Origin of the sequence: Methylophilus sp. (genome assembly GCF_052173275.1) — a bacterium.
In the GTDB taxonomy this organism is placed as follows: Bacteria; Pseudomonadota; Gammaproteobacteria; order Burkholderiales; family Methylophilaceae; genus Methylophilus.
This window is the reverse complement of record NZ_JBQMUL010000002.1, coordinates 3,076,818-3,098,190: the sequence shown is the minus strand read 5'-3', so window position 1 is coordinate 3,098,190 and position 21,373 is coordinate 3,076,818. Positions and strand designations below refer to the sequence as shown.

General features: G+C 49.8%; 16 protein-coding genes and 1 pseudogene. 4 read left to right on the top strand and 13 right to left on the bottom strand.

The genetic code is table 11. The features are described from left to right. Window positions 1-79: 79 nt before the first annotated feature. Genes ACTS9Y_RS16030 through ACTS9Y_RS16015 form a run of 4 tightly spaced genes read right to left on the bottom strand, consistent with a single transcriptional unit; the run spans window position 80 to window position 5,420 of the window. Entirely contained in the window at window positions 80-532 is a 453-nt protein-coding gene (locus ACTS9Y_RS16030; protein WP_442583971.1) for a hypothetical protein, read from the bottom strand. Then, window positions 525-2,645, bottom strand: a complete 2,121-nt coding sequence (locus ACTS9Y_RS16025; RefSeq protein WP_442583972.1) for a hypothetical protein — start codon at window positions 2,643-2,645, stop codon at window positions 525-527. Before ACTS9Y_RS16025 ends, ACTS9Y_RS16030 begins: the two co-directional genes overlap by 8 nt. After that, on the bottom strand, window positions 2,642-4,171 hold the full coding sequence (locus ACTS9Y_RS16020; protein WP_442583973.1) for a site-specific integrase: 1,530 nt from the start codon (window positions 4,169-4,171) through the stop codon (window positions 2,642-2,644). Before ACTS9Y_RS16020 ends, ACTS9Y_RS16025 begins: the two co-directional genes overlap by 4 nt. Continuing rightward, on the bottom strand, window positions 4,155-5,420 hold the full coding sequence (locus tag ACTS9Y_RS16015) for a site-specific integrase (RefSeq protein WP_442583974.1): 1,266 nt from the start codon (window positions 5,418-5,420) through the stop codon (window positions 4,155-4,157). The genes ACTS9Y_RS16020 and ACTS9Y_RS16015 overlap by 17 nt, the downstream gene beginning before the upstream one ends. A gap of 133 nt (window positions 5,421-5,553) precedes the next feature. Between ACTS9Y_RS16015 and ACTS9Y_RS16010 the strand changes: the two are divergent. Continuing rightward, window positions 5,554-6,840, top strand: a pseudogene (locus ACTS9Y_RS16010) (single-stranded-DNA-specific exonuclease RecJ); the annotation flags it as partial. 158 nt (window positions 6,841-6,998) lie between these two features. Continuing rightward, a complete protein-coding gene (gene rluB / locus ACTS9Y_RS16005; RefSeq protein WP_442586885.1) occupies window positions 6,999-8,108 on the top strand; it encodes a 23S rRNA pseudouridine(2605) synthase RluB in 1,110 nt (369 codons plus the stop codon). Window positions 8,109-8,503: 395 nt separating this feature from the next. On the opposite strand, the gene prmB is transcribed toward rluB, so the two are convergent. From prmB to xseA, 8 genes are all read right to left on the bottom strand, one after another. Further along, entirely contained in the window at window positions 8,504-9,406 is a 903-nt protein-coding gene (gene prmB / locus ACTS9Y_RS16000; RefSeq protein ID WP_442586884.1) for a 50S ribosomal protein L3 N(5)-glutamine methyltransferase, read from the bottom strand. 4 nt (window positions 9,407-9,410) lie between these two features. Further along, window positions 9,411-10,550: a succinyl-diaminopimelate desuccinylase gene (gene dapE, locus ACTS9Y_RS15995; protein ID WP_442586883.1), complete on the bottom strand. Its 1,140-nt coding sequence runs from the start codon at window positions 10,548-10,550 to the stop codon at window positions 9,411-9,413. Between the two features lie 5 nt (window positions 10,551-10,555). Beyond that, window positions 10,556-10,909 carry an ArsC family reductase gene (locus ACTS9Y_RS15990; protein ID WP_442586882.1) on the bottom strand — a complete coding sequence of 118 codons (354 nt, stop codon included), beginning with the start codon at window positions 10,907-10,909 and terminating at the stop codon, window positions 10,556-10,558. A 120-nt stretch (window positions 10,910-11,029) separates the two neighbouring features. Next, window positions 11,030-13,102: an EAL domain-containing protein gene (locus ACTS9Y_RS15985; protein ID WP_442586881.1), complete on the bottom strand. Its 2,073-nt coding sequence runs from the start codon at window positions 13,100-13,102 to the stop codon at window positions 11,030-11,032. A 273-nt stretch (window positions 13,103-13,375) separates the two neighbouring features. Beyond that, window positions 13,376-14,203 carry a 2,3,4,5-tetrahydropyridine-2,6-dicarboxylate N-succinyltransferase gene (gene dapD / locus ACTS9Y_RS15980; RefSeq protein ID WP_055826029.1) on the bottom strand — a complete coding sequence of 276 codons (828 nt, stop codon included), beginning with the start codon at window positions 14,201-14,203 and terminating at the stop codon, window positions 13,376-13,378. 105 nt (window positions 14,204-14,308) lie between these two features. Next, window positions 14,309-15,121: a M48 family metallopeptidase gene (locus ACTS9Y_RS15975; RefSeq protein ID WP_442586880.1), complete on the bottom strand. Its 813-nt coding sequence runs from the start codon at window positions 15,119-15,121 to the stop codon at window positions 14,309-14,311. A gap of 92 nt (window positions 15,122-15,213) precedes the next feature. Further along, window positions 15,214-17,097 (bottom strand): potassium transporter Kup, encoded by a 1,884-nt coding sequence (locus ACTS9Y_RS15970; RefSeq protein ID WP_442586879.1) that lies wholly within the window; start codon window positions 17,095-17,097, stop codon window positions 15,214-15,216. Window positions 17,098-17,204: 107 nt separating this feature from the next. Next, window positions 17,205-18,425 (bottom strand): exodeoxyribonuclease VII large subunit, encoded by a 1,221-nt coding sequence (xseA, locus tag ACTS9Y_RS15965; protein WP_442586878.1) that lies wholly within the window; start codon window positions 18,423-18,425, stop codon window positions 17,205-17,207. A gap of 264 nt (window positions 18,426-18,689) precedes the next feature. Here xseA and ACTS9Y_RS15960 point away from each other — a divergent pair, with 264 nt between their 5' ends. Both ACTS9Y_RS15960 and ACTS9Y_RS15955 read left to right on the top strand, forming a co-directional pair. After that, complete coding sequence (locus ACTS9Y_RS15960; protein WP_442586877.1) at window positions 18,690-19,703, top strand: transglycosylase SLT domain-containing protein; 1,014 nt, start codon at window positions 18,690-18,692, stop codon at window positions 19,701-19,703. A gap of 114 nt (window positions 19,704-19,817) precedes the next feature. Beyond that, complete coding sequence (locus ACTS9Y_RS15955) at window positions 19,818-20,321, top strand: disulfide bond formation protein B (RefSeq protein WP_442586876.1); 504 nt, start codon at window positions 19,818-19,820, stop codon at window positions 20,319-20,321. Window positions 20,322-20,390: 69 nt separating this feature from the next. Here the strand turns inward: ACTS9Y_RS15955 and ACTS9Y_RS15950 are convergent, their stop codons facing one another. Continuing rightward, window positions 20,391-21,359: a hypothetical protein gene (locus tag ACTS9Y_RS15950; protein WP_442586875.1), complete on the bottom strand. Its 969-nt coding sequence runs from the start codon at window positions 21,357-21,359 to the stop codon at window positions 20,391-20,393. Window positions 21,360-21,373 lie beyond the last annotated feature (14 nt).

Below are 21,373 nucleotides of genomic sequence, written 5' to 3'. Positions count from 1 at the left end.
TTTAAACGAGAATTGCTTTATTAAATGTTTAATTCAAACTCGTATGTCAAATGCACTTTGTGACCTGGCTTTCTCGAAATTAGGATTTAATGCCCTTTGGTTTCTTCGTCCTGTCTCGGTTGATTAATGGTAGTGGCGTATTCAGGAAGTCCAGATCGAGCTGTCGTGTTGATGCGTTGTATGCCCATCGCACGAATTGCTCTAGTAGCGTATTGTTTTCACGGGTAAGACGAGCTATCTCCGCCTCTAGAAGTTTGATACGCTGGGCGGCAAGTTGAAGCTCAGGAGACTCGGTATTTTTACTCTTTCGCTCCTGACCAGTAAGTTCTTTTTTACGGGCTACAAACCCAGACCTGATGCGCTCATGATTGTTTAACGTCTGACGTGCATATGACAGGTGCAGCTGTATGGTGATAGCCTCTATGAATAATTTCCAGCTAAGCTTACCGCTCCAGCCATCAAGAATCTGAACGATGCGCTCGATTGTCGCATCATCCAGATTGGGTGCTCTAGAACTAGTTAATTTAGGCATGGTTATTCTCTATTTTAGTTGATTGGTTTTCTAGGTATTGCTTAAGCTCGTCCAGTGATTGGAAATTAATGCCGCATACCGAGCCGTGTTTTTCGAGGCGCAGCTCCATTGATTGAAGTATTCTGCTCGCCCCGTTGGGGCCTGCCAACACAATTCCAGCGCCATCGACGATTTCTGTATTTTCAAAGAAACCTATAATTTGTGTAGTGCGTTCAAGCACGCTTTCGTAACCAGACACCCACTTATCTGCTCCATATTCTTCCTCAGTCAACGCTTTATGGGCAATATCTAATAAGGTTTCCGTTTCCTTGTGCAAGAAACGTACCTTGTGCTCACACTCGCTGTCCCCTTTGATATAGACAGACTTTTCGCAATGGATATGATCGCCATGTAGCGGACAGGGCTCGCTTGCAAAGTTGTGGATGCAATAGCCGAGTTCGGTGGTGTGTGCCGATATGACCTTGATGCCTGGGAATTCTGCTCGTAACTTATACACACGCGTGTCGGTAGTAACTAGCTCGTTATCTTCCTGACTTTTGTCACCAATAGCTTTAGCGACCTTGGACACCAAGTCTGGCCCTAAGGCTTTACGAACTTTGTCAACCACGTCCCGATCCGACTCATGGTCATAGGCACGGTTTGTCGTCACTTTTCGACCCGAGAGTTTAGCAATTATCATTTCGTCTAGGCCACCAGCCTGCATCACAGTATTGCCGTAGTGCCGTAGCATATGTGTAGTTAGGTGAATCCTAGTACCATCAGGATTGCGAAGATTATGTTTCTCGAAGATATTTTGGATTTTGGAAGTGGTTTTTGCAGAAATCCGTGAATTTACTTGGGAATAATTAACAGGATGGATCATTCCAACATAAATAGCTCTACCAGACATTTCATTTAGTCTGGAAACACAGAGAGCTTCACTATATTTTAGGTTTTGGGTTATATCGAGGACAGGAAACCCGGCAGGGAGCAAAGAAAGAATTGCTTGTTCGACCTCTTGGAATCTCAACAGATTTGTCCTGCCGAATTTGCGTAAATTCAACTTCAGATAGTGGCAATAGGCAGTAATAGAGGTATGTTTGCCATCAAAAAGGATGGCATTCAGTTCATCATAAGATAGCCATTCCTGAGTACGGAAGTGCTCATGTTTGGACAATAGATATATCTGGTCGGGGTTCTCTTCATACCATTTCGCCACTACCCTCGCTTGATCAGTCATGGCAATCAGTTCATCGACCGCAACTTGGGCAACATCCTTCATAATAGGTAAAACATCTTTTACCAAAGGTGCGTTGTTCTTTGCAGGAAACCATCTTAGGCCCATCCGTTGCTTCTTCGAGCCGTCCTTCCAGACAATACAATTCTTGGGCAAGGTTAGCGTTTCTACGATACGGTCAGGTGAACATAACATCAAGTAGGTGATGTTGCCAATGAAACGTTCAGCAAAGCCTTGGCTGTGGTTTCTAATATGAGCAAGTGCTAAAAGCGCTTCGGGGGATGGCAGTCTTTTATTCCGGACCGCGTCAAACTCCTTATCGCTTCGGCGACGTTGTATCTCTGGCGACGGAACAAAGGTTGTCCATACTGTAGGGAGTGATACCAACCTTTGATCTACCATTTCCCTGTAGATTAAATCAAGCTGATTGCTTATGTAGTATGCGGATTCATAGTTTTCTACGATCTTCTGAGTTGCAAAATTTAACTCTTGAGGCGTAATACTCCAGGGATCAGAATTACCATTTAGGGTCCTTTGTGCATACTCCATGTACCTTAGGGCTGTGAGCTTGCTGTCAGCACTTCCGAGCCCTCTAGTTGAGTGTAAATGATTGAACATCGCTTTAGCAAAAGACAGGAAAGGTTCATTAAATGGCGTGCCTTGGTACTTTTTGCCAGTTGAAAGCTCATCTCCATACATATCTAGACGGGTGAAGTGCAACCTATTCTCAGACTTGGCCTTATTCTTAGGAAACATATGCCCAAATCCCCAGGCGTTACTTTCGAATGATTGGTCATAGCCTAATGGTTTTATAAGTCGGTTATTTTTAACAAATAGCTCGAGTGACGCTTTAGCATCAAGCTCTGAACGCGAAGGGATGATTAGAATATTGTTCATGGATGCTGTCTGTTGAGTTCTCTGCAACGTAAGATGATCTCGGCGCAAGCAAGGATTGCGCGATCATTGATACTGGCAATTCTAAGATCGGTGGTTTTGATTAATGCCTCGCGCCTGGCTAGCATAAAGGCCAGTGCCTCTTCATGAGGTCCATCTAGCCATGGCTCGAAGCGATTACAAGGGTAGCAGGCAATCGGTTTACAGAAATTGCAATCTCCATGTTGCCCGCAACTGCCCATCCCACTGCCACTTTGGTCCACACGAAAGTCGATTATCCGGCTCGAACGGTTTGGCTGGGAGGCTTCATCTTCACCGGAGATCAGCCGTCCCATAAACGCCTTGGCAAGAGGTGCCATGGCATACGCCGTTGCTGCATCAATTTTGTCCATTAGTCGCTGTGTTAAGGCGATGTACACCTGTGCGGTTGAATTTTGTGTGTGCCCGAGACAGCGTGCTATAACTTGAACCGGATGCCCTTCTTCCGCTAGACGAGTGCCGTAGGTATAGCGAAAACGACGAGCACTAACTTTCATAGCACTTTCTAGTCTCTCCGACGGGACAGCAAGACGATCAAACAATGCCATGATACGAGTTATGATGTCTTGGTTTGTAAAGTGAAACTCAAACCCTTTTGGGTCAGGATCTTTCTTAATTTCTAATGCTGGGAATAGCGGTGCTTGCCAAGGGTCAGGAAGTATGTCCTTGTACTGTTGCCACACTGACAACACGTACAAATAAAGGGGTTCTCCAAGATGCCGGCCAAGCAGGCATGGCATAAATTTGTCACGAGCGATAGTGTTCGTCTGTTTGGCAATCGGCATGTTTAGCCAGTAGTCAGCACCTTCAGATTCGGGTGTATGAAAATCTACCAGCTTAAGAGCCGCAAATTGGATTGGGCGTGCACCTAGCGCCATCAAAAGTTTAACTAGGAAATAATCGGCTTCGTTCCATTTGCCATCAGCATATGACTCGTTGGTTTGCTGGTCAATGGACTCGAATTCGAGATCAGTAAACGGCCCCTTCTTTGGGCACAGCGTTGAGACTGCAATCATATCGGGTGGGCGTTTAATCTTGATTTTGGCTAACAGGGGATTTAAATTAGGATCAATTCCCTGCACCCCCAAATTGCACCACTTGCGGAGCAACATCCTGCAACCCTGTGTGTACTTATATGCTGTTTTGCTACTCGCCATGAAGTTTTGGATGTCAACAACACTGATTGTGTTGATGAAATCTGATTTTTCAGAGACTATGAATCGAGTGAGTGCTATAAAAGAATGAAATTCTCGATAAATGGTATTGCTTGCCCTTATTCCCAATAGATTGATAAGGGTATATTTCAACCCAAAGATCAATGGCTCAGCTTGTGGCGGCAACAAGTCAAAGTTAAAGTTAGAGGTTGAAAGTTGATCTCTGATTCTCCAATGCTGAAGACGAGGATTGTATTCAATTCCAGACTTTGTGTGGGCAACCTCAGGAAGGTCATTTGGAAAGGTTGCGAGAAACTTTTTAGCGGCAGACTTCATTTTTTTCAACCATGGATATATTGTTCTGATATGTAATTTGTGCAGAATGAGCCCTGCGCATAGTCGAACGTTTTGTGTAGTAGTCTGGACTATTGCTGTTATCGCTCCACCCATTAAGGCGAATCATAGCTTTCCTTATTTCCACCTGGCTCATTCCAGCCTTATCAAGTGATTCATACAAATTGTCATTGAAGGTGTGCCTCAGGATGTGAGGAGTAAGAAAGTTTAGTAATGACGATGATTGCTGGAGAGGAACAAAAAGCTTGTTAACAGAACTGAGCGAGAGTTCCTGACCTTCTTCTGAAACAATTAGCATTGGTTTTTTTCGCGCCGCTTTGATTGCATAGCGCGTACCATTCACATACTCATAGATTCGCTGCGAAAGTGCTCGTGAAAGCGGAATTGGTCTGGCTTTAGTTTTTGCATTGGGTTCGTCTAGTCGACTATCGAGTTCATCGTCTGGTCGCCTAGCCACGTAGAGTTCATTGCTTTTTATATCGTTAATCCTCACGCCAAGCAATTCACCCCTTCGTAGGCCGAGTTCAATCATCATATGGACGATCAAAGCATTTCGCTCCTTGGAATGCGAAGTATCCCATGGGTTATTCAGGTGGTCTGGTTCAATGATTTCCATAAGGATTTTTTGTGATTCAGGAGTGAGTCCCATACGTTCTGGTTCTCCGCTGCGACCTCTAGACGAAGGAGTGCGCTCCTCAATTGCACTTAGTACAAGATCTCGCAATTCGATCATGTCGCTTCTGTTCGAACCTTGATGCATCCTCATAATCCGACTGTTTGCAAACCAAACAAGGTACTTGCGGATATAAATTAGTCGGATTGCCGAAGTCCCAGGTTCTACCTCGCCCATTGCTTTTTTTCTGGTTAGATTCAATCTTGCTTGTTCTAACGAAATCATCTTGCGTGGTTGACCAATAGGTTTATCTATTTCCCAGATTGCGTCCATTTCAAGTTTTGTTAATGCGACTAAGCGGTCGATTTCTCCATAAGTCAGAAATTCACCCTGCTCAAAGCGCCGATCTAAGTTAATGCTCTCTCTATCTAGCATTGTTTGTAGCACCATCACCCCACGAAGCGCTTGTTTAATTGTGTTAGAGGCGAGGTTGCGTCCACGCAATACAGAGATAGCAAATACCGTAGGCTCAAAGAGTGGTATTCCACTTGAATCTATGAGAAGCGGTAACCGCTCACCGGTTTGTAATCGAATAGATTTGATACGATATTGTTTCATTTGTGGACAATCTTATTAGTTGCTCAATAACAATACTAATGTTATTTCTAAAAAAAATGTCCATAAGTAAATTACCAATATATTTACTGGTTTAAATGATATATGTAGTCATTTACAGTGTAGTTCCGTATAAGTGGATAACGGCATTGCCAGTATAGACGGCGTCAGTGCCGCCAAAGCCTTAGGCATGCAGGTGCTGATCACTGACCACCATTTGCCAGCCGAACAAACGCCAATCGCCGATTGCATTGTCAACCCCAATCAGCGAGGCTGCGATTTTCCGAGTAAACATCTGGCTGGTGTAGGGGTGATGTTTTATGTGCTGATTGCCCTGCGCGCTGAACTCAAGCAACGCGGCTTATTGGCAGATGAGGCAGTGCACCTGGGCAGTTTGCTGGATCTGGTGGCTTTAGGCACCGTGGCTGACTTGGTTAAACTGGATGCGAATAACCGTATCCTGGTGCGGCAGGGCTTAAAGCGCATCCGACAGGCGCAGGCTTGCCCTGGCATTCTGGCGATTTTAAAACTGGCGGGGCGTAATGCCGAGCAAGTCACGGCACAAGATTTGGGATTTTATGTAGGTCCACGCCTGAATGCAGCTGGCAGGCTGGATGATATGACCATCGGTATCCGTTGCCTGCTGGCAACTACGCCACAAGAAGCCATGGTTTACGCGCAGCAGTTACACGTGTTGAATGCCGAGCGTAAACAGATCGAGGCTGAGATGCAGTGGGATGCCATGGCCGACCTGACGCAGGATTTCCAGGATAGCCAATACACCATCAGCGTGTTCCAGCCAGACTGGCACCAGGGGGTGATCGGCATTCTTGCCTCGCGCATCAAAGAAAAGTTTCACCGGCCGGTGATTGCATTTGCCGATGCTGGCGAAGGCCTGATCAAAGGCTCGGGGCGTTCGATTGCCGGGCTGCACCTGCGCGATGCACTGGATCTGGTGACTAAGTTGCAACCTGATTTGATCCTCAAGTTTGGCGGGCATGCCATGGCGGCTGGCCTGAGCATACGCGAACAGGACTTTGCGCGTTTTCAGCAGACGTTTGAGCAAGTCGTGCAGCAACTGATCAATGCGGAAACCCTGCAGCAAGTGCTGGAAACAGATGGCGCGCTGGCGGTACAGGAAATGACGCTGGACAATGCGGAAATCCTCGGCCATCAGGTCTGGGGCCAGGGCTTTCCACCGCCATTGTTTTATGATGATTTTGAAGTCATACAGCAGCGCATTCTGGGTGAAAAACATCTTAAATTGCGCCTGCAAAAGCAGGGCGCGCAGTTCGAGGCCATTTATTTCCAGCATGCCACCTTGTTGCCTGAGCAGGTGACGCTTGCCTATGCCCTGCAAATCAACGAATTTAATGGCACCAGGAATCTGCAATTACAAGTCGTACATGCCGATATTACTTGACGCAGCAGACGCGCATTTAAACGCCCTCACGCAAGTTGCATGCATATTGCCGTTCTCAGCGCAGGGGTTCAGCCAGCGTTTTCCAGCCAGGCAAGATTTAGCCTTAGGGTGAAGCTCTTAAATACGGTAAAATACAGCCTTCATTCAAGAGGTTAAACATGGCGCGTCCATTTAAAACACCTAAACCAGGTTCCCCCGTAAAACGTCCAGCAGCCCCCCAGCCACCTGTTGCAGAAGTAGAAAGCGACGAGCCGGGTGCTTCCGCACGTGCTGGACATCGCTTGCATAAACTGCTGGCACTGGCTGGGTTTGGTTCGCGGCGCGATATGGAAACACTGATTGAAAGTGGCCGCATCACGATTAACGGTCAGGTAGCGCTGCTAGGGGCCGTTGTCATTGAGCAGGATATCGTACGTCTGGATAGCCGTATTCTGCATTTGCCGTTTGAACCTGAACTGCCGCAGATATTGCTTTACCACAAGCCGGAAGGCGAACTGGTCAGCCAGGATGACCCGGAAGGGCGCGCCACGGTATTTGATAAATTGCCTAAAATTAAGCAGGGCAAATGGATTGCGATTGGCCGCCTGGATATGAACACCAGTGGCTTGCTGATCTTTACCAACTCAGGTGAGTTGGCTAACCATTTTATGCATCCGCGGTATGAAGTCGAGCGCGAATATGCTGTGCGTATCCTCGGTGAGCTGACCGAAGATCAGCTCGCGCAACTGAAACAGGGTATTGAGCTGGAAGACGGCCCGGCCAACTTTGAGAGCATCCATGCCAGTGGTGGCGAAGGTGTCAATAAATGGTACCAGGTGGTGATTAAAGAAGGTCGTAACCGCGAAGTGCGCCGTCTGTTCGAGGCATTTCATTTGCCAGTCAGCCGCCTGATGCGCGTGCGCTTTGGCCCGATCAACTTACCGCCACGCCTGAAACGCGGCACCATGCTCAAGCTGGAGCAAAAACAGGTGGTGGGTATCCTGGAGTGGGCTGGTTTACCGGTGCCACATAAGCCACTCAAACAATTAAGTCCGCGTGAAAAAGACCGTGCGACCAGCGTATTTGTGCCCAAGGTACGCAAACAACGCCGCAGCCTGCTGGAAAGCGCGAATGGCCCCGCGCCTGCAGAAAAACCTGCACGTCCGGCGCCGCCACCCGGTTCTCGCCGTATTCGTCAGGATTCCGATCTGAAACAGGCATCGCGTCAGAATGCACGCGTGAACACCGGTGCTAAAAAGCGCAGCGACCGTGACCGCGGACGCGGTTAACTGCTTAAATAAACCACAATGAGGTTTATTTAAGCGATATGAGACGCATTGGGTAAGTTTTTTTACGTTTTATGCGTTTAAAGCTATGACCGTAAATCAAGTATCGAAATACTCAAACTGATTCCTTAGCTGGCTTGATACTTGATCAATACCTGCAAGGGTTGGCCGTTAAATCATGGTTTTGCACCGCAAGCGATGAAATCTGGGCAAGCTGATTGCCGGCGTTTGATGGGCGATATTGCTCCATGACAGGCCATGTTGCTAATAGCGCACGCAGGCATCCACTGCCCTCAATACCGACCTATTTACAAAACAATGACCTTCTATAACCAGTCCCTGGACTGCGGGAAGTCACTTTTTCTTTAGGTCTGCTTATTCTTTAGGTCTGTTTGGCGTTACTCTGCTTGCAAGCCAGCTTCGATCAAGTCTTCTTTAGTCAGCATAAATACAAACTGGTCTCCACCACTGGTATCCAGCCAGGTGAATGGCAGGTCAGGGTAGGCTTCATGCAATGCATCCCGGTTGTGACCTATCTCTACAATCAATACGCCACCATCATTCAGGTAGTCACTGGCCTGTGTCAGCAAGGTGTGTGTATGGTCCAGCCCGGCTTCGCCGCTGCCTAGTGCCAGTTGGGGTTCCTGGCGATATTCTGCCGGTAATTCAGCCATGCTGGGCGCATCGACATAAGGCGGGTTGCTGATGATGACATCATATTTGCGCCCTTTAAGTGCCGTAAACATATCGGACTGCACCGTTTGTACCTGTGCTTCCAGGCCGTAGCGCTGAATGTTGATATTGCTGACCTCAATCGCATCCGCTGAAATGTCGATGACATCTATGTGCGCATTCGGGAAAGCTTCCGCCAGCAAAATGCCCAAACAGCCGGAACCGGTGCAGATATCGGCGGCGGATTCGACCATTTCCGGAAACTCTACCCAGGGTTGCAAACCATTTTCCAGCAGTTCGGCGATAAACGAACGTGGCACGATCACACGCTCATCGACGTAGAATTTATATCCGCGCAACCAGGCTTCGTTGACCAGGTAAGCGGTCGGTGTGTGCTCGGTGACACGTTTTTCAATCAGTGTGGCCAGATGCTGGTTTTCTTCGGTGGTCAGGCGTGCGTCCAGAAAGTTATCCAGGGTGTCATGTGGCAGGTGCAGGGCGCTCATGACCAGCCAGACGGCTTCGTCATAGCTGTTGTCGGTGCCATGGCCATAAAAAATATCTGAATGTTCAAAACGGCTGACCGCGTAGCGCAGCCAGTCACGAATGGTTTGTAGAGTGTTGGTCATTAATTTATTTCAGTAGTAATTGCATGGTGCGCTTGTAGGTTTCCTTGAGCGGTTCAATATCCGCCACTGCTACGCATTCATTCAGTTTGTGGATAGTCGCGTTCAGAGGCCCGAACTCGATCACTTCGCGGCAAATGTCGGCAATAAAGCGGCCATCAGAAGTGCCGCCTGTGGTGGATAATTCAGGTGTGATGCCGTAACTTTGTTTAATCGCCTCGCTGATGGCTGCCACCAGTTCACCGCGTGGCGTGATGTAAGACTGGTTATGTTCCCAATCCAGCGTATATTCCAGCGCATGTTTGTCCAGAATGGCATGCACGCGTGAGCGCAGGCTGGTTTCTGCACTGCCCTGGCCATCGACTTCAGGGCAATAGCGGAAGTTGAACAATATCTCGACTTCGCCCGGCACGACATTGGTCGCCCCGGTGCCGCCATTCATATTGGAGATTTGCCATGAGGTAGGCGGAAAGTATTCGTTACCGGTATCCCACATGGTTTCCACCATGTCTTTAATCGCCGGGGCAACTAAATGGATCGGGTTTTTCACCAGGTGCGGGTAAGCGATATGGCCCTGTATGCCTTTGACGGTGAGTTTGCCGGATAATGAGCCACGTCTGCCATTTTTGATCATGTCGCCTACCAGCTTGTTGCTGGTCGGTTCGCCGACGATGCAGTAGTCAAACGTTTCGCCACGCGCCTGTAGCGCTTCTACCACTTTCACCGTGCCTTCAATGGCAATAGCTTCTTCATCAGAAGTGACCAGCAAGCCAATCGAGCCGGGATGATCGGGGTTCTCGGCAATGAATTCTTCAATACTGGTGATAAACGCCGCCAGCGAGGTTTTCATATCGGCTGCACCGCGGGCATACAGCATGCCGTCTTTGATCGTCGGTTCAAACGGCGGTGTATGCCATTGGTCCAGCGGGCCAGTAGGTACTACATCGGTGTGCCCGGCAAATACAATCAAAGGGCTGGTCGTACCACGGCGTGCGTAAAAGTTATCTACCTCGCCAAAGCGCATGCGCTCGATCTTAAACCCCAGCGGTTCAAGGCGGTCTATCATGGTTTGCTGGCAGTCGGCATCTTCCGGCGTCAGCGAACGGCGTTTGAGTAAATCAATGGCAAGTTCCAGTGTCTTGGACATAAGCATTATTCTTTGGCAAAAAGTTGGGAGTAATCGGCTTCGTTAAAGCCAAGCGCGATGATCTGGTCGTTATTGACCAGCAACGGGCGTTTAATGACTGAGGTTTTGTCCTGCATCAGCGGTAATGCACTGGCTGCATCCAGCACGGCATTTTTTTCGGCATCGCTCAGGTTGCGCCAGGTCATGCCACTGCGGTTGACCAGCTTCTCCCAGGGTTGCTGGGCTAGCCATTGCTGTGCGGTGGCGGTGTCCAGGCCGAGTTTTTTGAAATCGTGGAATTCATAAGCGATGGCGTGCTGGTCTAGCCAGACGCGCGCTTTTTTGACGGTGCTGCAATTGGGGATGCCGTAAAGTTTCATGGCGATAATTCTTGGTCAAAGAAACCATTTTACCAGCCAGTGAGTTGGGTGTTGCAATTTATTCGGTGTACATGGCACGGATGGCGCATTCAGCTTGCATGCAGGTGATGCGCGTGAAAGTTAAAACAGGCTTTTGGTGGTCGATCTGAGTTGCAATTCACTGAATACATCAAACAGGAATTTCTGTTCTACCGGTTTGGAGAACAGGTAGCCCTGCATCTGGTCGCAGTTGATGCTGACTAAAGCCTGGCGCTGGTCTTCATCTTCAACACCTTCGGCGACCACATTCAGATCCAGCGCATGCGCCAGCTTGACGATTGCTTCGACAATCGACAATGAGGTGTGTGAAGCGGCCACGCTTTTGGTTAATGACCGGTCCAGTTTCACTTCGCTGATTTCCAGATCTTGCAGATGGCTCAGGCTGAACGGGTGTAAACCAAAATCATCCAGCGAGATCTTTAAGCCCTGCTTTTTAAAGTGGCGCAAGGTCTCTTTAAACTGGGCCTGGTGATGGATAGCCGTCGTTTCCGAAACTTCAAGGATCAGGTTACGCGCTTCCACCTTGTGCTCTTCCAGGATGGACTGGATATGCGCATCCAGGTGTTTGTTCCTGAATTGCTGGTTAGACAGGTTGACTGAAATGCTCAGGTCTATGCCGCGGTCGCGCGCCTGGCTAATGGTGCTGCAGGTTTGTGAAATCACCCAGGCGTTGATTTCTTCAATCATGCCAAAGCGCTCGGCAGCCTCGATAAAGTGGGTAGGCGAGAGCAGGCCGCGCGTTGGGTGTTGCCAGCGTAACAGGGCTTCTGCGCCATGCACCAGGCGGGTAACAGCATCGACCTTGGGCTGGAACAGTAACCTGAACTCCTGCTCGGTAATGGCTTTTTTCAACTCGATGCGTGTTTGTTGCATCTCGTCTGAAGCCTGCTCGATTTCGGCGTCGAAGAAACGGTACTGGTTTTTGCCGTTTTCCTTGGCCTTGTACATAGCGGCATCGGCATTCAATTTGAGTTTTTGCAGATTGCCATCCTGCGGATACATGGAGATGCCGATGGAGCAGGAAATCTCGATCACATGATTTTCGATCACAAAAGTCTCGCGCAGCGAATCAATAATGCGCTGGATGACAGTCACCGCGCTCTGGTGATTTTCGATCTCGCTGAGCACTGCAATAAATTCATCGCCGCCAGCCCGTGCCACGTAATCACAGTTGCGGATAGCGTTGCTGATGCGTTTGGCGACTTCGATCAACAGCAAGTCACCAATGTGGTGACCAAACTGATCGTTGACCGGTTTAAAGTGGTCAAGATCGATATAGGCCAGCGCCAGCGATTCGCCATTGCGGTCACAGCGCTTGGCGCTGATGGCGAGATGCTGGTTGAGCGCATCGCGGTTAGGTAAATGGGTGAGCGGGTCGTAGGCGAGGAATTTTTTGTTAGCGGTTTGCGTATTGCGGAAAGTCAGTTTGCTTTGCGTGATATCGACATTGCGCTCATAAAAAATCACCAGGATAAATGAGGTGATAAACAGCAGCACCGGCGCCAGGGTGAGTAGCAGCACCAGATAATTACCCGCCTGGTCGGTAGGCTGGCCGATAAACATATTGTTGTGCAGGATGCTGAGGTTGATCGCTGCATGCGAGGCCAGGAAGCCCAGCGCGATCTCAATTGAAAACATTATTTTCAGGCGTTGCAGGGCTTTGCCTTCGTAACTCTTGATCCAGAGCATGGTGACAATGGCGAGGGCGGAGGTCAGGCAGGTGAGAAAGAATGCGAATAGGGCGGTCCATGTATCAATGCGGGCGTTGATCGTGCCAGCGCTGATCTGGTAGAAATAGGAGAGCAGGTAACCACTGATGGCGGCTGCGAATGACGCGTATAGCAGTTCACGCAGCGGCAGTTTCTTTTTATTGACGGTATTGAGTAAGGAGAGCGCCAGCATATAGGCGCACAACAGACTGCCGATAAAATCGACCGGGTGTTCAGTGATTTTGGGGAAGTTATCTGCGGACATCTGGTAGCCGCAATGTAGCAGGAAGACACCCAGCGCCACGATAAGCGCATTTTTCCTGAGCATGGAATCATGGTGTTTGGCAGTGACTTTGCGCAGTCTTTCAACCAGTTCAAACGCAAAATAGCACCCGACCACACTGAGTGTGAACAGAATCGGAATGAAAATTTGCGTTGTCGTCATATGAGTAAGTACACGATTATTTTGATTGTTTGTGTTGTGACACTACTACGGTTTTTTACCTGTACGGTTTGTTGCTGATCAATTTGTTGCTTGTTAAGTATGTCTCCACATTAAATACTTCCTGTTGTGATACATCATGACGGGAATCATATGCATAACGACCTTTACAACTGATAACTTGAGCCCGGTCAAAAAACCAAGCCAAATCAGACGCAGCCACCTGGCTAAGCCAGGCAAGGTAGGGGCAGTGATTCCCGTTGATTTAGGCTTGAATTAGATGCCGCGTAATAATTCGTTAATGCCAACTTTGCTCAATGTTTTGGCATCGACTTTTTTCACGATCACAGCGCAATACAGGCTGTATTTGCCATCGCTGGAAGGCAGGTTGCCAGACACAACCACTGAACCAGCTGGCACGCGGCCATAATGAACTTCGCCGGTTTCGCGATCGTAGATTTTGGTAGATTGACCAATATATACACCCATGGAGATCACGCAGTTATCTTCAACGACTACGCCTTCAACCACTTCAGAACGTGCGCCGACAAAGCAGTTGTCACCGATGATGGTTGGGCCTGCCTGTACTGGTTCCAGCACGCCGCCGATGCCTACGCCGCCGGATAAATGCACGTTTTTACCGATTTGTGCGCATGAACCTACTGTCGCCCAGGTGTCGACCATAGAACCTTCACCGACATAGGCGCCGATGTTGACATAAGAAGGCATCAGCACGGTATTTTTGGCGATGAAAGAGCCTTTGCGCACGATTGCGTTAGGCACCACGCGGAAACCGCCAGCTTTGAAATCTTCTTCAGTGTAGTCGGCAAATTTCGGGTCTACCTTGTCAAAATAACGGGTGACGCCATCGTCCATCAGGTAGTTATCTTTCAGGCGGAAAGACAGCAGCACGGCTTTTTTCAGCCATTGATGCGTTTCCCATTGCTGTGTGTCGCCGATACGGCTGGCTACACGCAGTTTTCCAGCATCCAGGTCATCAAGAATGGAAGCAACGGTTTGCTTGATTTCTGCGGATGCATTCGCAGGGTTGATGTTGGCGCGGTCTTCAAAAGCCGCCTCAATAATGCTTAGACGTGGATCCATGATGTTCTCTAATGATAGGGATGAGTAAAACCCGAAATTTTAACCTAATTTCGGGTGTTTAGTGCTGATTGTATGTGGCAATGGTTGTGCCACGCACGCAGGCAGTTATTTAGACTTTGCCGCCAGGTAAAGTGGCATCACCTTTGGGGTTAACGCTTGCAGATCTTTGATGCGATTTTCGCTGGAAGGGTGGGTGCTTAAAAACTCAGGTGGGGCTTCTTTGTTGGCCGCCATCATTTTCTTCCACAAGCTGACAGCCGCCTCAGGGTTGTAGCCAGCGCGTGCGGCTAACTCAAGGCCCATGCGGTCGGCTTCGCGTTCCTGCTCCCTGCCATTCGGCATGGAGAACAGCAGTTGGCTGCCCATGCCGGCACCTTGCGCAGCCATGCTCCCGGCTGTGCCGCCGACGACTGTCGCCAGGGCCTGTAAACCGAATTGCTGGATATAGGCTTGTGACATGCGCTCGCGTCCATGCTCACGCAAGGCGTGGGCGATCTCATGACCAATCACGGCGGCCAGTTCATCGTCTGTGGCATTCAGTTTTTCAGCCAGGCCAGAAAACACCATGATTTTGCCACCGGGCATACAGTAGGCATTCAGCTGGTCATTCTTTTCGACATTGACTTCCCATTTCCATTTCGCTGCATCCGGGCGGAAAACGCCGACCTGGGCAATCAGCCGGTTTGAAATGGTGGTGACACGGTTCAATAATGCTTTATCCGCGTTCAGGGTGTTGTTCTTCTTGGCGGTCTGCAATGTTTCGGTATAAGACTGTGATGACATCTCATTGACGGTGCTGGTAGGCAGCAGTAACAACTGGCTGCGCTGCACACCGGACACGCTGTTATTGGTTGTGCTGGCGCAGGCAGAAAGCAGGGCGCACATGACGGCGACGGAGGTGGTTTTAATCAATGACATTTGCTTTTCCTTTCTCGGTGCTGGAGCGTATCCAGTCCGAATAGAGTGTTATTTTTATACTGTTTGTGTGTGACAACAGAATGTTACCATCTCTAAATCTTGACTTGTGAACCCAGTTCTACCACCCGGTTAGGCGGTAGCTTGAACTGGTTGGTGATGGTTTCCGCAGTCCTGAACAAACCAATGAAAATCTTTTTACGCCAGAATGCCATGCCCGGTTTGTCCGAAGCGATCAGGCTCTCTTTGCCGACAAAGAAAGAGGTATCCATGGTATCCAGCGTCAGGCCTTGCGCTTCGGTCAATGCCAGGTCGCGCGGCAGGTCAGGTTCGTCCATATAGCCATAACGGATGGTGACGCGATAAAAGCCATAGGCCAGGTTTTCAACCGCGATGCGTTCTTCCTGGCTGGTGTAAGGGTAATCCTCAAAGCGCACGGTCAGGATGACCACGCTGTCATGCAAGACCTTGTTATGTTTGAGATTATGCAACAGTGCATGCGGCACACCGTCCGGGTTAGGCGTCATGAACACACCTGCACCATTCACGCGCGCAGGCGGGTGTGCGCCTATCGCCTGAATAAACGGCACCAGTTCCATCGATTCTGATCTGAGGATGCGATATAGCAATGCGCGCCCGGTCTTCCAGGTCCGCATCAGGGTGAAGATGATCAGGCCCATCAATAATGGCACCCAGCCTCCATCAGGGATCTTCAGGATGTTGGCGGTAAAGAAAGACAGATCAATCACCAGGAACACTGAGATCAGGCAAGCAGTTTTCAGTTTGCTCCATCCCCACAAATGATGAAAGACGACTGCCGCCAGCAAGGTGGTGATGACCATATCACCAGTCACCGCAATGCCGTAGGCCGCAGCCAGATCGCCGGAGCTGCCGAAAATCAAGACCAGGCCCATGGTGGCAAGCATCAGGCCCCAGTTCACCCTGGGCATATACACCTGGCCTTCGGTTTGTTCAGACGTATGCGCCACGTGCATGCGCGGGATAAATCCAAGTTGCAAGGCCTGGCGTGAGACTGAAAATGCGCCGGTAATCACAGCCTGCGATGCAATCACGGTAGCCAGTGTCGCCAGCAGAATCAGGGGGAATAGCGCCCAGTCAGGGGCCAGGTGATAGAAAGGGTTCTGGATAGATTCAGGGTCGGCAAGAATGAGTGCGCCCTGGCCGAAATAGTTACAGATCAGGGCAGGTAATACGAACAGGAACCAGGCCAGACGTATCGGTTTACGGCCAAAATGCCCCATATCGGCATACAGCGCTTCGGCGCCGGTCACTGCGAGGACGACAGCACCTAGCGCGATAAAGGCAATTTTGGGTTGGGTGCTAAAAAACAGGTAAGCGTAATAAGGGCTGAGAGCTTTGAGGATTTCAGGGTGGTGGCTGATATTGATGGCGCCAAGGATGCCAAGTACCGCAAACCATGTCAGCATGATAGGGCCAAAAAACGCGCCCATCACCGCGGTGCCTTTGCTTTGTGCCCAAAACAACAGAAACAGCACAAACAGAGTGATAGGTACTATCCAGTCATCCAGTTGTGGCGCGGCCACTTCCAACCCTTCGACCGCCGACAACACCGAAATCGCCGGGGTGATCATGCCATCGGCATAAAACATGCAGGCGCCGATAATGCCCAACATCATGATACGTTTACGCTGGTCCGGATCGCCACCTGCGTAACGGCTCGCTAATGACAGCAGCGCCATAATGCCGCCTTCGCCGCGGTTATCCGCCCGCATGATAAAAGCTACATACTTAAAGGAAACAATGAGCAGAAGCGCCCAGGTGATCAACGATAAAATGCCGTAAACATTGTCTTGCGTGAGCAGAAGCGGGTGATGGCCTACCGCAAATACTTCTTTCATCGTGTAGAGGGGGCTGGTTCCAATATCACCAAATACCACCCCGAGTGCGGCAAGCGCCATAGTATGGAGTGCCGCAGGCTGACTTTTTGTATTGTCCATTGTGTGAACGACGTAAAGCAAACGGTCATTATCTGTCAATTTGACAGCTTAACCAAAGACTTTCGCTGCTGCTTGCGTATGGGTGTGTTAATAGTAATTAATTATTGTTAATTGTCAGTTTTAGCGATTTGCGTGACCACGACCTCGGCAGCACCCTGGTGCAAGGTGAGGCGCAAAGGCTCGTCTTTCGCTAGTTGCTGCGAGTCTGTGACCGGTTGGCCATCCGCTTTCTGCACAATGGCATAACCACGCGCGAGCACCTGGTGAGGGTTGAGTTGTTGCAGGCTGGTCGCAAGATGGTCCAGCCGCCGCGATTGCTGATGCAACAGGTTTTGCATGGCCAATTGCAGACGATGCTGCCATTGCTGTAGTGATTGCTTTTGCTGCTGCAATTGCTGTGTAGGCGAAACCAGTCTGCGGGATAAGTAATCCAGCGTCTGTGCCTGTTTTTGCAACAGGGATTGCATGGCACGCTGCAGGCGTGACTCTAATTGTGTCACCTGTGCGCGCAACTGTGACTGGTCAGGGCAGGCGAGTTCTGCCGCTGCTGTCGGCGTTGCCGCGCGCAGGTCGGCCACAAAATCAGCGATGGTAAAGTCGGTTTCATGGCCTACGCCACTGATGGTGGGCAGGCGGCAATCTGCAATCGCGCGCGCCACCACTTCTTCATTAAAAGACCATAAATCTTCAATACTGCCACCACCACGGCAAATCAATAGTGTATCGACTTCCTGTCGCTGGTTGGCCTGACGGATGGCATTGGCGATCAGTTCTGCCGAGCCTTTGCCCTGCACCGGTGTCGGGTAAATGATCACTGCCATGCCGGGGTAACGTCTGCGTATCGCTGTCAATACATCGCGCAAGGCGGCAGCATCGGGCGAAGTGACCACGCCGATACGCTGTGGGTCTGCAGGAATAGGTTTTTTGCGGGATTGGTCAAACAAACCTTCGGCCTGCAAGCGCTGTTTCAATTGTTCATAAGCCTCATACAGCCGCCCCAAACCGGCGGGCTGCATAAACTCGATGGTCAGTTGGAAATCACCACGTGCTTCATACAGGGTCACAGTCGCGCGCGCTTCGATCGAATCGCCTTCGCGCGGCATGTTTTCCACCAGGCTGTTGCGGCCTTTAAACATCACGCAACGCACTTGCGCCTTGGCGTCCTTGAGTGAAAAGTACCAGTGACCACTGGCCGCACGCGTGAAATTGGAGATTTCACCGCTGATCCAGAACAAGGGGAAACTGGTTTCCAGTAGCTCTTTAGTGAGTCGTGTCAGGTCGCTGACACTTAAGAATTGCTTGGAAGACGTCGATAACAAACTAGCCATAGGCGCACATTATCCAACAGCTGGTTGTGGTTTGGCTATTTTTCTATCAAAAGCGGCAAGATTTTTCTGTGCATCCGGCAAGCGGATAGAGATGAAAGAATCAAAGATAAAAGTAACTTTTCCCCTCGGCTTTGTCGCCAGAATTTAACGATTACAGCGGATATTTAACACGTGCAGCGGGCACTTTGTCAGCGCATATGAGTCACTCATTAAAGCGTTGAGCATGGAGAGGTTGCTATCGTCATACCTAAAAAGGTGTCAAAAATGCAAGTAAAAACAGATATATATGCTGCACGTCAGGCACTGTTACTGATTTCGCTATTGTTTACCATGGCGTACCTGTCGCTATGGTCGTTATCGTCTTATGCGGACGAGGCTGAGGTGATGAATGAGGTGGTGAATCAGCCTGCGGAAGAGAGCGAGATCGAGAAAATGGTTCAGGCAAGTGAGCCTGAACCCAGCTATAGCCGCGAGCAGTCGAAAATGCAGAATGATGGCTACAAGCAGTTTATCAAGCTGCAAACCAGCCTCGCATCAGGTACTAAAAACGCGCTTGGTTTGAGCAGTTATGAGCAGGCCTATACCCATTATTGTGCGCTGGCGGGTGACGCACACAATGCCGATGCGCAATTTGCCATGGGCTGGTTTTACAGTACCGGCAAAGGGGTGGAAGTGAATCATGATATTGCAGCACGCTTTTTCAGCCTGGCTGCGATCCAAGGGCATAGAGACGCCAGGGAATGGCTGGATAAGGAGCCGGGGGATATGGCGCTGGCGAAACTGCCTGCGTGTATGCATAACCAGGAGAATTCTGCTGCACAAGTGTTGTTCCGCAAACGCGGCCCGGTGTATCAGCTGGTGAAAAAACATGCGCCGGTGTATGGAGTGGATGTCGATTTTGCCATGGCGGTGATCGCGGTAGAATCAGGCTTTAACCCGAAAGCCACCTCGCGAAAGAAGGCGCAGGGCTTGATGCAGTTATTACCGGATACCCAGGCCAGGTTTCATGTCAAGGATGCCTATGATCCAGAGCAGAATATCAAGGGTGGGTTGTCGTATCTGCGCTGGCTGATCGGTTATTTTAAAGGGGATGTGGAACTCGTTGCGGCTGCCTATAACGCGGGCGAAAATGCCGTGCAGCGGCATCAGGGAATTCCGCCTTACCCCGAAACGCGCAATTATGTGAAACGCATTGCCGTCTATTACAAAAAGAAACATCACGAGGTCAGGCAAAAATCCGCTATGCGCCAAAGTGAGATCGCCGCTGCTGCCTCCTGATACAGGTTTTTTATGCCACATGCATAAAAATGCGAGAACCATCTACCTGTCTAAGTCATCATAAGCGCATTATCTATTACAATTTCAGTCTTATTTAATGCGCGGGAGCATGCGATGTGTCAATGGTTTAAAGGCAAGGGTGGCTATGTACTGGGGTTTCTGGCCTGTTTCGGGATAGTGGCGCTGGCCTTGGCGATACAGGTACATTACAAGCTGGAACCCTGTCCACTCTGTATTTCACAGCGTATTATCTTTATGAGTATAGGCGTACTGTTTCTGGTGCATGCTTTTGTGCCGCCTAAATCCTGGTTAAGCAGCGGGCTGGTCGTGGTGGAGGTGCTTACCGCTCTGGGTGGCGTAGGGGTGGCTATCCGCCACTGGTGGTTACAAGTGCATAAAGATGAAATCATTGCCGACTGTGGTGTGGGCTTTGATTACATGTTTGAAAACTTCCCGTTGAAGAAAGCCCTGACGCTGGTGTTCCGCGGTACCGGTGATTGCGCTGCGATAGACTGGACTTTTCTCGGGCTCACCTTGCCGCAACTCGGCTTGATTAGCTTTGTTGTGTTTGGCAGCTATGCCCTATTCCTGTACCGCGCGAGACGTTGCAATCGCTGATTGTCAGCCGATCTTTTAAAGTAATACCGTCACAAAACACTGCCCTGGTTTTACGCCAGGGCGTTGTTTTTATAGCCTGGCAGATTGCCTGGAGATCGTCTCATGCCACTCCTGAAACTGGCTTTCGCATGAGTGCTCAGCCAATTGCGGCACCATATCATTGGGGATGTCGGAGGCGCGTAATTTGGCAGTTTCGCGTTTCAGGCAACCCAGGTATTTTGCCTTGGCATAAATCTCTTCGGTATGCATGCTGGCAATCGCCTGGTCTGCCTGATTGAGAGACTGGCACAACGGCGCTTGCTGGTTGTGTGAGGCGTAGCTGGTATTCTTTTGCATATGGATCACGTTGGCAATATCTTCGCCGCGCTTGTGTATCCAGCCTTCCAGGATCTCGTTGCCGCAACTTTCGTTCTGGCAACGCATGACACTTTTGATCAGCCAGGCGGCCTGCTTGGTCATGCGGTCTTCTGAAATGCCGCAGTTGTGGATGACATCATGCGAGCGTGACATATACAGTTTGTAATTGGCGCGCCAGCTGGCATGGCTTGCACAAGCGACTTTGCGCAAGGGGTTGGACGCTGTGCATTGGTCAGTGGGCAGGCTTTGCAATCGCTCGGGAGACCGGTTGCCGACACGGCGGCAAGCCAGTGAGATCGCTTGTCCATAAGCCTGTGTGATACCCCAGAACGACAGTCTGGCGCGGCTGAATTCCGGGCTGCTTTTCAGCGAACCATCATTTTTCCAGTCCAGCGTTTCTGATGACATGTTCGATTTATGAAACACGACCTCTCGTTCAGCTTCCATCGAGAATTCACTGCAAGAAGCCTGCACGAATTTGGTGGTGATAGTGTCGTCATGATCGTCTGCCCTGAGCTTGAAGCGGATCATATCGTCGAGTTGCCCGACTTGTAATGAATCCAGGTCTACAGCAACTGTCAGGAATTTTTCGCGGCCCTGCACCGTTTGCCATTGCTCTGCATGCACATTCAAGCTGATGAATAATAAAGCTGCTACAAACACTAAACTTCTGAACATCATAAATAAAAGCTAAA